The sequence below is a fragment of the Plantactinospora sp. B24E8 genome (assembly GCF_039871735.1).
Classification (GTDB): Bacteria; Actinomycetota; Actinomycetes; order Mycobacteriales; family Micromonosporaceae; genus Plantactinospora.
Map to the genome: position 1 here is coordinate 169,674 of NZ_JBDPMH010000002.1, position 14,620 is coordinate 184,293.

Below are 14,620 nucleotides of genomic sequence, written 5' to 3' on the forward strand. Positions count from 1 at the left end.
CTACGGCACCTGGAACCCGGCGGCGGTGAGCACGCCACGACCGGAGTCGGAGAGCACGTGGTCGACAAACGCCCGGGCGGCCGCCCTGTTGGGGGCGTCCCTCAGTACGACGATCGGATAGTCGTTGACCGCGCCGGCCGACTCGGGAAACTCGACGCCGTCCACGTCGGTGGTGGCCGCCCGCGCGTCGGTGCGGTAGACCAGCGCGGCGTCGACCTCCCCGAGTCGCACCTTCGACAGGGCCGCCCTGACGTCCTGCTCCAGGGTCACCGGGGTCAGCTTCACCCCGGCGCTGTCGAGGGCCTTTTCCGCGGCCGCCCCGCACGGCACCTGCGTGGCGCAGAGCGCGACCTTCGTCTCCGGCTTCGTCAGGTCGGCAAGCCCGGTCACCCCGGCGGGGTTCCCCTTCGGTACGGCGATGACCAGCTGGTTGCGGACGAAGGTGGTCGGCGTCCCGTCGCCGTGGCCGGCGTCGGTGACCGTCTGCATGGTGGCGGGGGCGGCGGAGGCGAAGACGTCGGCGGGTGCGCCCTGGTTGATCTGGGTGGCCAACGCGGAACTGCCGGCGAAGCTGAACGTCACCTCGACCCCGGGATTGGCCGCCTCGAAGTCCTTGCCGAGCTGGGTGAACGTCTCGGTCAGCGAGGCGGCGGCGAAGACGGTCAGCGGGCCGGTGACCGTCGCGCCACCGCCACCCGGTGCGGGACCGCCGGTGCTGTCCCCGGTACCGCAGCCGACGAGGCCGGCGAAGACGGCCAGCGCGGTGAACACGGTCAGGGTGGTGCGTACCCGTCGTACCCTCACGAGCTGGTCCTCCCTCGGACAGCCACCGGTGCCGGGGGTTTCTCCACGACAACCGTGGTCGACTTGATCACCGCGACCGCCACCGAACCGACCTCCAGACCGAGGTCGTCGACGGCTTCTCGACTCATCAGCGACACCAGTCGGAACGGCCCGGCCTGGATGTCCACCTGTGCCATCACCGCGTCCTTGACCACGGCGGTGACGATGCCGCGCAGTCGGTTGCGTGCCGACGACTCGTCGGCGCGATTCTCCGGGTCGGCGGCCTGGGCCCGGGCGAACGCGGCCAGCGCGACGCCCTCGACGACCCGGTGGCCCTGCCCGTCCCGGACTGCCGTCAGACGCCCGGCGTCGACCCAGCGCCGCACGGTGTCGACGCTGACCCCGAGCAGTTCCGCCGCCTCACCCATCCGAAACATCGTCACGAGGGCACCATAGTCCGCCGCAACTGCAAGCGCTAATGGCTACTTCGGGCCGAAGGTTCGACCCGGGTTCCCATACTGGTGCCGCATCTGCATGATGAGCTGATGACTGTCGACGCCACCTCGTTTCCCGACCGGCCGGACCTGACCGACGCGCAGCGCCGGCGTTGGACGCAGGTCCTCGACCGGATCGTCGAGGTGTTGCCGGCGGGCGCGGTCGCGGTCGTGGTCGACAGCGGTGCGTCGCCGGTGGCCGACGACGGTCCGGCCCCGGCCGCCGCCAACGGCCCGTCTCCGGCGAGCCTCGTCGCCGACCGGCTGGCCGAGGTACTGCGGGCCGTCGGCCGGCCGTGTGTCCGGCTCACCGACGGGGCGCCGCTGGCCGACGAGGACCGGTGGCGGGCGGAGCGGACCGCGCATACGGTGGCGCTCGCCGACGGGCCGCGGTGGCGCCGGCACCCACCCGGCCGGCACTGGGACGTGGTCGTCCGGCTGCGTATTCCGGCCGACCGGGGCGGCGGTGACCGGGGCCGCGACGGGCGCGGCGCCGTCCCGCCTGCCAGCGCCGGGGACCGTAGCCGGGACGGCGACATCGTCGTCGACCTGCACGAGGCGAACTGGCCGGTGATCCGGCACATCGCCGACCGGCTCGCTCCCGGCGAATCCTGGCACCTGCGCGAGTCGCAGGCGTTCTTCGCCGTCCGGGCGCCACGCTGGGACAGCAGGTTCGGCGGCGACCTACCGGTCTACGCCCAGGCGGTCGCGGACACGGACCTGCCGACCGGCGGCACGGTGGTCGACGTCGGCTGCGGCACCGGCCGGGCACTGCCCGCCCTGCGGGACGCGGTCGGGCCGGACGGCACGGTCGTCGGCCTCGACGTCACCCCGGAGATGCTCGCGGTCGCCCGGGCGCCCGCCGCACGGGCGAACGCCACCCTGCTGCTGGCCGACGCCCGGCACCTGCCGTTCCCCGACGCCCGGGTCGACGCCGTCCTCGCCGCCGGCCTGCTCACCCACCTCCCGGACAGCGACGTCGGCCTCCGGGAACTCGCCCGGATCACCCGTCCCGGCGGCCGGCTGGTGCTGTTCCACCCCTCCGGACGGGCCGCGCTCGCCGCCCGGCACGGCCGCCGGCTGCGCCCCGACGAACCGCTCGCCGAGACACCGCTGCGCGAGGCGACCGCCCGGACCGGCTGGCGGCTCGACCGGTACGACGACGCGCCGCACCGCTTCCTCGCCATCGCGGTCCGGATGCCCGCCGTTGCCGGATGACCTCCGGCCAGCAGCGCGGATAACAGGGTCAGGGGCGTGTTTCCGACTCCTCGGTGCGCCGCGCGCGCATCCGGTGGTACGCCTCCAGCCCGTCCGGCACCCACGTCCACTCGGACAGCCGTTGTGTCAACTCCGCCTCGGTGAGGAAGGCGTGCCAGGCGACCTCCTCCGGCTGCGGATTCACCGGCCCGTCCCAGCGCACCTCGTAGACCGCCGACCACCAGGTGTGTTCCGGTGTCTCGTAGAGGAACCGGAACAGCGGCGTCGGGGCGGGCAGTCCGGAGACACCCAGTTCCTCCTCGGCCTCGCGCAGCGCCGCGTCGTCGTACGTCTCGCCGGCGCCGAGCACCCCGCCGACGAACATGTCGTACGCCGAGGGGAAGACCAGTTTCTGTGCGGTGCGCCGGTGCACCAGGATCCGGTCCTGTGCGTCCCGGACCAGGACAAACGCGGCCCGGTGCCGCAGCCGGCGGGCGTACACGTCGGCGCGCCGCGCCTGCCCGACCACCCGGTCCTGCTCGTCGACGATGTCCAGGATCTCGTCCGCGGAACGCGGGGTCTGCTCGGTCACCAGCTCATCAAAGCAGAGCGACGGACCGGCCCGGTCGTGGCCGGCCCGGCGGACGCTCGCCACCGGCGCACAGTCGCGGCAGGATCGGCCCTTGCGGCTCAGGTAGCTTGAGGATGCAGAGTGTCGACATGCGTCGAGACGGGCTCTACCCCATCGGGGACGTGGCGCGCCGGACCGGGTTGACGGTCAGCGCCATCCGCTTCTATTCCGACGAGGGCATCGTGCGACCGGCGGGTGCGACCGACGCCGGCCACCGACTGTACGACCTGCGGGGCATCGCCCGGTTGGAACTCATCCGTACGCTCCGGGACCTCGGCACCGGGTTGGACGACATCCGTCGGCTGCTCGAGGGTGAGATGACCCTGCCGGATCTCCTCGCCGAGCACCTGGCGGCCGTCGAGCGTCAGGAGCGCGAACTGCGGGCCCGGCGGGCCGTGCTCAGAGCCCTGAACCGGCAGGACGGTCCCGCCGCCCGGGCCGCCCTGATGCACCGACTCGTCGCGATGGCCGACGGCGAGCGGGAGCGGCTCGTCGACGAGTTCTGGACCGACGTCGGTGCCGACCTGCCCGACGACTTCGTCGAGCGGCTCCGGACCATGCGGCCGCGGCTGCCGGACGATCCCACCACCGCCCAGTTGGAGGCGTGGATCGAGTTGGCCGACCTGCTGCGGGACCCGGAGTTCCGCGACGCCGTCCGCTCGTACCTCCGCGACACGTACGCCGGTGACCCGGGGCAGCGGCTGACCGTCGCGCCGGTGCAGGACTTCATTCACGGGACCGGGTCGCGGATCATGGAGGAGATCGTCGCGGCGCACCGGTGCGGGCTGCCGCCGGAGACGCCACATGCCCAACAACTCGCCGCCCGCCTCGCGGCCGGAGCCGCCGAGGCCGCCGGCGTACCGGCCAGCGCGGCACTCCGGGACCGGCTGGCCGCCGGTTACCTCGTCATCGGCGAGGGGTACGAGGAGGTGGGGGCCGATCCGCGATACGAGGCGACGCACGGCCGGTACCTGTCTCTGGTCGCGGTGATCAACGGGTCGCCGCCGGAGTCCCGGGTCTGTTTCGACGTCGACCTCGGCGAACTGGGCGGCTGGCTCGCGGCGGCGCTCCGTGCGTCGGCCACGGCGACGCCGTAGGACGGCCGGACGGTGCGGCCCAGGTCCGCCGTTCCCGGGTTCCCGGCGCGCTGACCCGCCGGCCGGACCACGGCCCGTGCGGTGGCCGGTTCACAGCGGCCGTGACCAGACCTGTTCGACCACCTCGAAGCCGAAGCTGTCGTGCCGGTTCTGCTCACGCAGTTCGAAGCCGGCCTTCTCGTAGATCCGTCGGGCGTCGGTCAGCACGTCGTTGGTCCAGAGCATGATCTCGCGGTAGCCGGCCCGCCGGGCGAACCGCAGGCACTCGTCGACCAGTCGGCCGCCGATGCCCAGGCCGCGGGCGCCCGGCTCCACCAGCAGCAGCCGGAGCTGCGCCACCTCCTCGTCCCGGCGTACGCAGAAGATGCTGCCCACCGGCTGGCCGTCGACCTCGGCGATCCAGGCGTTCTCCCGGCGGCTGTCGGGTCCGTCGAGGTAGTCGGCGACGATCCGGGCCACGAACGCCTCGAACCGCAGGTCGTAGCCGTACTCCGCGGCGTACCGTACGCCGTGCCGGTGGACGACCCAGCCGGCGTCACCCGGTCGGAGCTCGCGGAGCAGGTAGCCGCGCGGCGGTGGCGGCGGGCCGAGTACCGTCCGGATGGTCCGCATCGCCTCGACCAGTCGCCGGACGTCCTCGTCGGACAGCCCGGAGAGCAGCGAGCCGACCTGCTCGTCGGACCGCTCGTTGAGCATCGTGTACACCGCGCGGCCGGCCTCGGTCAGTTCGACCACCTGACGCCGGCCGTCGGTCACCGACGGAGTCCGGGTGACCAGGCCGTCGGCGGTGAACCGGGCGAGGATGCGGCTGAGGTAGCCGGGGTCGAGGGCGAGGTCACGGCGGAGGTCCGGCACCTCGGTCGGACCCCGGCCGGCCAGTTCGACGATCACCCTGGCTTCGGTCAGCGAGTACGACGTGCGCAGTAGTCCCTCGTCGAGGAGCCCGACGACCCGGGTGTAGAAGCGGTTGAAGTCTCGGACGGCACCGACGGGAGTGGACGTGTTCATGTGACCACCTCAACTGAATCATTGACTCAGTCAAAGATGTCTGTGGGTGGCCGGGATTGTCAAGGTCTGGTCGTGGCGCGCGCTGACCCGCCGGCGCCGCTGCCGAAACTCCGGCGGTCACCGCTCGGCTTCGGTGACCGCCGGAAGTCGCGCACACCGCCTCGGAAGCGGGTCGCGCACACCGCTTCGGAAGCAGGTCGCGTACGCCGCCCCGGGGGGCGGGTTGCTCACACCGTCGGGATCAGGGGGTGTTGACGCCGATGGTGTAGGTGCCGCTGCCCCGGTTGGCCACGGCCGTGACCCGGTAGGCGCTGAGGCCCGGTCCGGCGTACGTGAGGGTCTTGTCGGCCCCCGGCGTCGGGCTGGTGACGACCTCCGGGCCGTTCTCGATGAACCGCCACAGGATCAGGTCGACCTCGGCGCCGTCCGGGCCGTCCAGACACACCTCCACCGGGCCGGGCCCGAAGGCGAAGAAGTACGACCACGGGATGGCGGGGTGGCCTTCGAACAGGTGCCCGGTGTGGGTGAGCTCGTAGCCTGCGCAGCCGGGCGTGGCTGCGGCGGCCGGTGACCCGACGGACGTCAGACCGGCGGCCAGTACGGCGACGCCGGCGGTGGCGAGCAGTCGATGACGCCTCAACATATTTCCACCTTTCGATAGTTGAGCGTTCATCTTCTACTACGTGCGGAACGGCGGCAACCGTCGCGCCGGTCTTCACCGCTGGCGCCAGTCGGCGACCATCGGGTGGTCCTCGCCGTACGTGCGGGTGTGGTCGCGGCATTCCTGCCGGGCGTCGACCATCGCCTGCCGAAGGTGCGCGGCGGTGGCACCGAGCTGCGGGACCCGGTCGATGACGTCGATGACGAGGTGGAAACGGTCGAGGTCGTTGAGCATGACCATGTCGAAGGGCGTGGTGGTGGTGCCCTCCTCCTTGTAGCCCCGGACGTGCAGGTTGGGGTGGTTGGTGCGACGGTAGGTGAGCCGGTGGATGAGCCACGGGTAGCCGTGGTACGCGAAGATGATCGGCTTGTCGGTGGTGAAGATCGTGTTGAACTCGGAGTCGGGCAGCCCGTGCGGATGCTCGGCCTCCGGTTGCAGGCGCATCAGGTCGACCACGTTGACCACCCGGACCCGGAGCTCGGGCAGGTGGTGACGGAGCAGTTCGGCGGCGGCGAGCGTCTCCAGGGTGGGTACGTCACCCGCGCAGGCGAGGACAACGTCCGGTTCGCTGCCGGTGTCGGTGCTGGCCCAGTCCCAGATGCCCAGTCCCCGGCGGCAGTGCATGACCGCGTCCGCCATGCTCAGCCAGGTCGGCGCGCCCTGTTTGCCGGCGATGACCACGTTGATGTAGTGCCGGCTGCGCAGGCAGTGGTCCATCGTGCAGAGCAGCGTGTTGGCGTCCGGCGGCAGATAGACCCGGACGACCTCGGCCTTCTTGTTGACGACGTGGTCGATGAAACCGGGGTCCTGGTGCGAGAAGCCGTTGTGGTCCTGCCGCCAGACGTGGCTGGAGAGCAGGTAGTTCAGCGAGGCGATCGGGCGGCGCCAGGGGATGTCCCGGGTCACCTTCAGCCACTTCGCGTGCTGGTTCAGCATCGAGTCGACGATGTGGATGAAGGCCTCGTAGCTGGTGAAGATGCCGTGCCGGCCGGTCAGCAGGTAACCCTCCAGCCAGCCCTGGCACAGGTGCTCGGAGAGCACCTCCATGACCCGGCCCTGCGGCGCCAGGTGTTCGTCACCGGGCTCGATGGCCCCGAGAAAGACCCGGTCGGTCACCTCGAACGCGGCGGACAGCCCGTTCGACTCGACCTCGTCCGGGCCGAGCAGCCGGAACCGGTCCGGGTTCGCCCGGATCACGTCCCGCACCCAGGGGCCGAGCACCCCGGTCGCGCCGATCACCGGTTCACCGCGCTCGCCGACCGGTACGCCGTACGTCCGGTAGTCGGGGAGTACCAGGTCGCGGAGGAGTTCACCACCGTTGGTGTGCGGGTTGGCGCCCATCCGCCGGTGGCCGCGGGGGACCAGGTCGGCGAGCGCCGGCACCGGGGCGCCGGTCGGGTCGAAGAGTTCCTCCGGCCGGTACGACCGCAGCCAGCGTTCCAGCTCGGCCCGGTGCTGCGGATTCTCCCGCACCTCGGGCAGCGGCACCTGGTGGGAGCGGAAGGTCCCCTCGACCGGTACGCCGTCGACCTCGGCCGGGCCGGTCCAGCCCTTCGGCGTACGGAGCACGATCATCGGCCAGCGGGGGCGTTCCACCCGGCCACCCCGGCGGGCCTGACGTTGGATCTCGGCGATCTCGTCGAGTGCGCGGTCGAGGGTGCCGGCGAGGGCCTGGTGCACCTCCCTCGGCTGGTCACCGGCGACGACGTACGGCTGGTAGCCGTAGCCGTGCAGGATCGACAGCAGGTCGGTCTCGGGGATCCGGGCGTACACCGTCGGGTTTGCGATCTTGAAGCCGTTGAGGTGCAGGATCGGCAGCACCGCGCCGTCGCGGGCGGGGTTGAGGAAGACGTTGGAGAGCCAGCTGCCGGCCAGCGGCCCGGTCTCCGCCTCCCCGTCCCCGACCACACAGGCGACCACCAGGTCGGGGTTGTCGTACGCGGCGCCGTACGCGTGCATCAGCGCGTAGCCGAGCTCGCCGCCCTCGTGGATCGAACCCGGTACGTCCGCCGCCACGTGGCTCGGCACTCCACCCGGGAAGGAGAACTGCCGGAACAGCTCGGCCATCCCGGGCTCGTCCCGGCCCACCGACGGGTACCGCTCGGTGAACGTCCCCTCCAGCCAGGTGTTCGCGATGATCGCCGGAGCGCCGTGGCCCGGCCCGGTCACCAGCATCATGTCCAGGTCGCGTGCCACGATGGCCCGGTTCAGGTGTACGTACACCAGGTTCAACCCCGGGTCGGTGCCCCAGTGGCCGAGCAGCCGGGGCTTGACGTGTTCCGGCGCCAGCGGCTCGCGCAGCAGCGGGTTCGCCAGCAGGTAGATCTGCCCGACGCTGAGATAGTTGGCCGCCCGCCAGTACGCGTCGATCCGGTCCAGCTCCCCGTCGCTGAGCCGGACCCGTGGGTCCGTCGACGTCTTCACCATCTGCGCCTCCTGACCCTGCGGGGCCGCCTCGTTGCCTGGATGTGTCCGCCCACCGCGGAACGTGCCCCGTCCACGCCCGGTTCACTCCTGGATGTACAGGCCGTGCGAGCTGCGTACGACGATCACCGGTGCCGGGGAGTGGTAGAGCATCGCCTGACTGACCGCGCCGAGCATGCCCCGCCACGGCTCGTCGCCCCGGGCGCTGACCACCACGATCTCGGCCCGGCGTGCCTCCTCCAGCAGAGCCGACTCCGGAGCACCGGTCCGTACCTCCTGCCGGACCGCGACCGACGGGTACTTGCGCTGCCACGGCGCCACCGACTCGGCCAACTGCTCGGCCGCCTCCGGTGGCACCGCACCGGTCCGGACGTCCGGATCCCAGACCTGCACCACCACCAGTTCGGTGGACCGGCGGGTCGCCGTGTCGAAGGCGAAGTCCAGGGCACACAGTGAGCTGGCGGAGCCGTCGACGCCGACCATCACCGGGCCGGGGGCCGGCAGTTCCTCCCGGACGACCAGCACACTGCATCCGGCCCGGGCGGCGAGCTGCACGGCGGTCGCGTCGGAGTCGGCCGGTACGTCCGGGTTCAGGGTCAGCCCGCCGTCGCCGATGACCAGCAGCGCGGCCGAACCGGACTCGCGGAGCAGGGTGGTGAGCACGGGCCCCTCGATCAGCGCCGTGCTGACCGGTACCTCCGGCCGGGTCCGGGTGGCGACGTCGATCGCGTGGTCGAGCAGCTCCTCGGCCGGGCGTCGGGGTTCGGCCGGCATCGGCTCGGCGGGGTCGGCGACCCAGTTGAACGCGTGCACGATCCGCAGCGGCCGGGAGTGCCGGGCGGCCTCCTGGGTGGCGAGCCGGACCGCGGACAGGCTCAGCGGCGAGCCGTCGACCCCGACCACGACGAAGGGCGTCTCGGTCGGATCCTGCACGGCGTCCACCGGATCAGCCCGCCGGTCAGCGGTGTCGTGCCGGGGCGGGGTAACCAGTCACAGGCCGAGGATATCGAGGCGGCTTGCCGGATGTGCCCGGTTTTGGTGGGTAGGCTGCCGGGCCCGGTGGTGTGCTCAGCCGGACCGGACCCGCAGCACCGCGACGGTGGCGTTGTCCCGACCACCGGCGGCGAGGGTGTCGGCGAGGATGCCCCGGACCGACTCGCCCGGGCTGCCCGCGGTGCCGAGCCGGTTGGCCAGCCGCTGGTAGTCGAGCTGTTCGGCGACCCCGTCCGTGCAGACGCAGTAGATGTCGCCGGGGCGCAGCGAGACGTGCAGCAGGTCCGGTTCCGGGGCGCTCGGATGGCCGACGTACCGGGTGAGCTGGTAGCGGGCCGCGGCGGCCTCCGCCGAGTCGGCCGGGTACCAGCCGTAGACGGCGCCGAGCCAGGCCGCGGTGTGGTCGACGGTGAGCAGTTCGAGCAGCCCGTCCCGGAGTCGGTAGGCGCGCGAGTCGCCGAGCTGCACGATCCAGGCGTACGCCTCGACCGGCCCGCCCCACTCGCCGTACGTCTCCGGCGCCGCGATCAACCCGGTGAAGGTGCACCCGGTCAACTCGCCCAGTTCGCGGCCGGCGGCCCGGACCCGGGTCTGTGCTTCGGCGACCGCGGCGCGCAGTTCGGCGGGGCCGACGTCGGGGCCTGCCGCCCGTACCGCCGCCACGATCGTCTCCATCGTGGTGTCGCCGGCGACGGTGCTGCCCCGGCCGTCGCCCATCCCGTCGGCCACCGCCACGAACGGCAGTTTCGGGTCGACGTGCAGGACGTCGAAGTTCGCCCGGTAGCGGTGACCGACCCGGGTGCCGGCGGCGACCTCGAGTCGGTGTCCGGCGTGCGGGAAGACGCGGGTGACGTCGCCCTCGACGGGCATCCGATCCGGACCCGGGACAGGGCTTCGGTGCATGGCCGGGAGGTTAGCAAAGTTCGTCGACGGCCTGAGTGGTATGGCCGAAATGTCCGTTAGCCCAACGTGGCCCAGCACGGGGGACCGGGCTGCGAGGATGGGGCGGTGAACCTGCCCGAGGCGCTGCGACAGCACCGTCTGTTGGCGGTCGTCCGGGCCGACGACCCGGACGCGGCGCTGGAGTGCGTCTTGGTCCTCGCCGAGGCCGGAATCCGCCTGGTCGAGGTCTCGATGACCTCGAAGGACGCCGCCGGAGTACTGGTCAGAGCCCGGGCGGCGCTCGGTCCGGACGCCCCGCTCGGTGCCGGCACGGTGCTCACCGAGGCCGACGTGGTGCAGGCGGAGCAGGCCGGCGCGTCGTTCGTGGTCACCCCGGGGGTCGTGCCGGCGGTCGCCGAGTGTGTCCGGCTCGGGCTTCCCGCCCTGGTCGGCGCGCTGACCCCGACCGAGGTGGTCGCGGCCAGCCTGGCCGGGGCGACCGCGGTGAAACTCTTCCCGGCCTCGCTGGGCGGTCCGGCGTACCTGTCGGCGCTGCGGGAGCCCTTCCCGGAGGTGCCGTTCGTACCATTCGGCGGGGTCGACACCGGCTCCGCACCCGGCTACCTGGCCGCCGGCGCGCTCGCCGTGGGGGTCGGCACCCCGCTGCTCGGCGACGCGCCGCGCGGCGGTGACCTGGCCGGCCTGCGGCTGCGCGCGACCGCCTTCCTGGCCGCGGTCGCCTGACCTCCCGGTCTGCCCCTGCCGACCCCGGGCCGGGCGCGCGACCGGCTCCGGCCGAGGGCTCAGCCGGTCGCGGTACGGCCCGGGGCGGCGCGGACGCCCCGGGGCGGACCGCCCACCATCCGCAGCGCCCCCGTCACGATCCGGGACACCGTCAGTTTCGACCGGTACTGGGAACGGTTCGGCGCGCGGCCGACCTGTGGACGCCGACGGCTCGGGTCCGGCGGTCAAGGCGATGCTCGACCAGCTCGCCTGGTGGGGCGGCGTACTGGCCGAGGCGCGACAGCGCAGCCCGTACCAGGACGCCGGCTGAGCGCCGGTCGTCACCTGAGCCGTCTGGCCCGCGACTCCAGGTAGCGCTGCTCGGCGAGGCTGGCGGTGGCCTTCGCGGCGCGCCGGTAGTCCCGGTGGGCCCCGGCCGTGTCGCCGACCTTCTCCCGCAGATGCGCCCGCACGGAGAGCAGCCGGTGGAACCCGGCCATCCGCTCGTCGGCGTCCAGCGTGGAGAGCAGGGCCAGCCCGGCCGTCGGACCCTCGGTCTCGGCGAGGGCGATCGCCCGGTTCAGGGTGACCACCGGGTTGGGCGCGATCCGTTCCAGGATCAGGTAGAGGGCGTGTATCTGCGGCCAGTTGGTCTGCTCGGCCGTTGCCGCGTCGGCGTGCGTGGCGGCGATGGCGGCCTGCAACTGGTACGGCCCCAGCGCCGGGCCGGCCAGCGACGCCTTGACCAGCTCGGTGCCCTCGTCGATCATCTCCCGGTCCCAGGTCGTGCGGTCCTGCTCGTCCAGCGGCACCAGGTCGCCGGCCAACGTCGTCCGTGCCCTCCGGCGGGCGTGGGTGAGCAGCATCAGCGCGAGCAGCCCGGTCACCTCGCCGTCCTCGGGCAGCTGTGAGTGCACCATCCTGGTCAACCGGATGGCCTCCCGGGCCAGGTCGGGACGGTGCAACCGGCCGCCCGAGGACGCGGTGTAGCCCTCGTTGAAGATCAGGTAGAGCACCTGCAGGACTACCCGTAGCCGCTCCTCGCGTTCGGCGCCCTCCGGCAGGCGGAAGGAACTGCCGGCGGACCTGATCCGCTGTTTGGCCCGGCTGATCCGGGCCGCCATGGTCGCCTCCGGCACCAGGAACGCGCGGGCGATCTCGGCGGTGGTCAGACCGCCGACCGCGCGCAGCGTCAGCGCGGTCTGGGAGGCGGCGGTCAGCGTCGGATGACAACAGAGGAAGAGCAGGACAAGCGAGTCGTCGGTATCCGGTACGTCCTCGGGCGTCACCTCGTGGGCCGTTGCCGCCTCCCGTTCCCGGCGTGCGTGGTCACTGCGCATCTCGTCGATGAGCCGCCGGGACGCCACGGTCACCAGCCAGCCGCGCGGGTTGTCCGGCACGCCCTCGGCCGGCCACCCCACCGTGGCGGCGAGGACAGCCTCCTGCACGGCGTCCTCACACCCCTCGAACTGACCGTACCGCCGGACCAGTACGCCGAGGACCTGCGGCGTGAGCTCGCGTAACAGGTCCTCGACCCCTGGTGCCGTCATGCCTCCAACTGTCCGTCGGCGAACATCACCTGCCGCACCTCGACCCCCAGACCCTCGATCGTGGTGTCCGGAATCTGCGCCGCCAGCTCGATCGCCCGCTCCCGGCTCTCGCAGTCGACCAGGTAGAAACCGCCCAGGAACTCCTTGAACTCCAGGAACGGTCCGTCGGTCACCACCGGCTGGCCGTTGCGGACCGACACCACGGCGGCCTGCGACGGGTCGACCAGTGCCTGGGTGGTGATCAACTCGCCGGACGCCTTCAGTGCCTCGAGGAACCTGCCGTGGCCGGCGCCGATCGCCGCCTTCTCCTCTTCGGTCAGCGCGTCCAGCACCGCCGGGTTGATGTACATGCTGATCAGGAACTGCATCCTGGGCTCCTCGTCGTCAGCGGCCCCACCGGGCCGTTCCACCCGTTGGTCGGAGCCGCCGCCGCAGTCTTGACATCCCGTCCTCGACATCTTCCGTCCGAACTCTGGCACAGGTTCCGGCTGCTTTTCTCCGTACCGGTGTCAAGAAGCTCTCGACCGCTCCGACCAGCAACGGAACCTCGAGAGAACAGGAATTTGGGATATGCGGGTCAACCGGGCATGGCTGGGACTGGTCGTCCTCCTGATGCCGACACTGCTCGTCGCGATGGACATGACAGCGCTGCTCCTCGCGCTCCCACAGCTGAGCGCCGACCTCGGTGCCAGCAGCGTCCAGCAGCTGTGGATCAGTGACGGTTACGGATTCATGGTGGCCGGGCTGGTCATCACCATGGGTACGCTCGGTGACCGGATCGGTCGCCGACGGCTACTGATGATCGGCGGAGCGGCGTTCCTCGTCCTGTCGGTCGCCGCCGCCTTCGCGGTCAGCCCGCTGATGCTGATCATCACGCGGTTGCTGTTGGGGGTCGCCGGTGCCACCCTGGCGCCGTCCACGCTCGCCCTGATCACCAACATGTTTCCGGACGGACGGCAGCGCGGGCGGGCTGTCGCGATCTGGGCGACCTGCCAGTTCACCGGCGGTGCGCTCGGACCCGTTTTCTCCGGGCTGCTGCTCGCGCACTTCTGGTGGGGGTCGGTGTTCCTGGTGGCCGTACCGGCGATGGCGCTGCTGCTACTCGCCGGACCGGTCCTGCTACCCGAATTCCGCAGCGACCGGGCCGGTCGACTGGACCTGGCCAGCGTCGGGCTGTCCCTCGTGGCGGTGCTTCTGATCGTCTACGGCATCAAGCAGCTGGTGGTCGAGAAGGCGTCGACCGGCCCGGCCGTGGCCCTGGTCGTCGGCGCGGTCGTCGGGCTGCTGTTCGTACGTCGGCAGTTGCGGCTGACGACACCGCTGCTGGACCTGCGGCTGCTCCGCAACCGCCCGTTCGCCGCGGTCCTCGTCGCGTTGCTCCTCGCCGGCATCGCGATGGCGGGCACCGGTCTGATCGTGACCCAGTATCTGCAGGGCGTACTCGGCTTCTCGCCGTTCGCGGCCGCGGTGCTGTTCGCGCCGATGGGCCTGGCATCGGCGGCCGGTACCCTGGCCGCGCCGGTGCTGACCAGGTGGACGAGTCAGCCGGCCGCGATCGCCGGTGGCCTGACCGGATCGGCCTTGGGCGGTCTGCTGCTGGTCGGGGTCGACGGTGCGGGAGCTCTGCCGATGGTGATGATCGGCATCACAGTCCTGGCGCTGGGCACCGGCCCGCTGTTCGCGCTCGGCACCGGACTGGTCGTCGGATCCGTACCGCCGGAGCGGGCCGGCTCGGCGGCCTCGATGTCGGAGACCGGCAACTACCTCGGTGGCTCGCTCGGCTTCGCGTTGATCGGTGTGCTGGCCGCGGCCGTCTACCGGAGCCGGATGGGTGGCGCGTCCGGGTCACTCGCCGACGCGGTCGAGGTGGGTCGGCAGCTTCCCGCCGGCCAGGGCGCGGCGCTGCTGCACGGCGCGCGGGAGGCGTTCACCACCAGCCTGCACGTCACCGGCGTTGTCGTCGCGGTCGTCTTCGCCGGGGCGGCCGTCCTGATCCTGGCCATGCGCCCGCCGACCCGCACCACCCCGGCCGCACGCCATCCCGGGCCCAGGGCGGCCGACCGACAGACGGCGCGGTGAGCGGGCACCGGGCACCCTGTGCGCGCCGAGGACGACCGTGGGCGGTCGACGGACGCGTCCGGTCGGCTTCCCGCCGGTCGGCTCCTCGTCGGTGGCGG

General features: G+C 72.2%; 14 protein-coding genes. 4 read left to right on the plus strand and 10 right to left on the minus strand.

Annotation, left to right across the window (positions count from 1 at the left end):
- A complete protein-coding gene (modA, locus tag ABGB21_RS04645) occupies positions 1-777 on the minus strand; it encodes a molybdate ABC transporter substrate-binding protein (RefSeq protein ID WP_347653244.1) in 777 nt (258 codons plus the stop codon).
- Between the two features lie 23 nt (positions 778-800).
- On the minus strand, positions 801-1,226 hold the full coding sequence (locus ABGB21_RS04650; protein ID WP_347653135.1) for a TOBE domain-containing protein: 426 nt from the start codon (positions 1,224-1,226) through the stop codon (positions 801-803).
- A gap of 102 nt (positions 1,227-1,328) precedes the next feature.
- Between ABGB21_RS04650 and ABGB21_RS04655 the strand changes: the two genes are divergently transcribed.
- Positions 1,329-2,495, plus strand: a complete 1,167-nt coding sequence (locus ABGB21_RS04655; RefSeq protein ID WP_347653134.1) for a methyltransferase domain-containing protein — start codon at positions 1,329-1,331, stop codon at positions 2,493-2,495.
- A 28-nt stretch (positions 2,496-2,523) separates the two neighbouring features.
- On the opposite strand, the gene ABGB21_RS04660 is transcribed toward ABGB21_RS04655, so the two are convergent.
- Entirely contained in the window at positions 2,524-3,129 is a 606-nt protein-coding gene (locus ABGB21_RS04660) for an NUDIX domain-containing protein (protein ID WP_347653133.1), read from the minus strand.
- Positions 3,130-3,194: 65 nt separating this feature from the next.
- On the opposite strand from ABGB21_RS04660, the gene ABGB21_RS04665 reads away from it, so the two are divergent.
- Entirely contained in the window at positions 3,195-4,202 is a 1,008-nt protein-coding gene (locus ABGB21_RS04665) for a MerR family transcriptional regulator (RefSeq protein WP_347653132.1), read from the plus strand.
- Positions 4,203-4,292: 90 nt separating this feature from the next.
- Here ABGB21_RS04665 and ABGB21_RS04670 read toward each other — a convergent pair whose 3' ends face one another.
- The 5 genes from ABGB21_RS04670 to ABGB21_RS04690 form a co-directional block, all read right to left on the minus strand.
- The gene (locus ABGB21_RS04670; protein ID WP_347653131.1) at positions 4,293-5,210 is read right to left on the minus strand and encodes a helix-turn-helix domain-containing GNAT family N-acetyltransferase; all 918 of its coding nucleotides are present in this window, start codon (positions 5,208-5,210) and stop codon (positions 4,293-4,295) included.
- Between the two features lie 241 nt (positions 5,211-5,451).
- The gene (locus ABGB21_RS04675; protein WP_347653130.1) at positions 5,452-5,853 is read right to left on the minus strand and encodes a hypothetical protein; all 402 of its coding nucleotides are present in this window, start codon (positions 5,851-5,853) and stop codon (positions 5,452-5,454) included.
- A gap of 72 nt (positions 5,854-5,925) precedes the next feature.
- The gene (locus ABGB21_RS04680; RefSeq protein ID WP_347653129.1) at positions 5,926-8,298 is read right to left on the minus strand and encodes a phosphoketolase family protein; all 2,373 of its coding nucleotides are present in this window, start codon (positions 8,296-8,298) and stop codon (positions 5,926-5,928) included.
- A gap of 81 nt (positions 8,299-8,379) precedes the next feature.
- A complete protein-coding gene (locus tag ABGB21_RS04685) occupies positions 8,380-9,228 on the minus strand; it encodes a universal stress protein (RefSeq protein WP_347676471.1) in 849 nt (282 codons plus the stop codon).
- Positions 9,229-9,363: 135 nt separating this feature from the next.
- Entirely contained in the window at positions 9,364-10,191 is an 828-nt protein-coding gene (locus ABGB21_RS04690; RefSeq protein WP_347653127.1) for a protein phosphatase 2C domain-containing protein, read from the minus strand.
- 105 nt (positions 10,192-10,296) lie between these two features.
- Here ABGB21_RS04690 and ABGB21_RS04695 point away from each other — a divergent pair, with 105 nt between their 5' ends.
- Positions 10,297-10,914, plus strand: coding sequence for a bifunctional 4-hydroxy-2-oxoglutarate aldolase/2-dehydro-3-deoxy-phosphogluconate aldolase (locus ABGB21_RS04695; RefSeq protein WP_347653126.1), 618 nt, complete (start codon positions 10,297-10,299; stop codon positions 10,912-10,914).
- 320 nt (positions 10,915-11,234) lie between these two features.
- Here ABGB21_RS04695 and ABGB21_RS04700 read toward each other — a convergent pair whose 3' ends face one another.
- Entirely contained in the window at positions 11,235-12,443 is a 1,209-nt protein-coding gene (locus tag ABGB21_RS04700; RefSeq protein WP_347676473.1) for a DUF6596 domain-containing protein, read from the minus strand.
- Entirely contained in the window at positions 12,440-12,811 is a 372-nt protein-coding gene (locus ABGB21_RS04705; RefSeq protein WP_347653124.1) for a YciI family protein, read from the minus strand. The genes ABGB21_RS04700 and ABGB21_RS04705 overlap by 4 nt, the downstream gene beginning before the upstream one ends.
- 202 nt (positions 12,812-13,013) lie before the next feature.
- Here ABGB21_RS04705 and ABGB21_RS04710 point away from each other — a divergent pair, with 202 nt between their 5' ends.
- Positions 13,014-14,522, plus strand: coding sequence for an MFS transporter (locus ABGB21_RS04710; protein ID WP_347653123.1), 1,509 nt, complete (start codon positions 13,014-13,016; stop codon positions 14,520-14,522).
- Positions 14,523-14,620 lie beyond the last annotated feature (98 nt).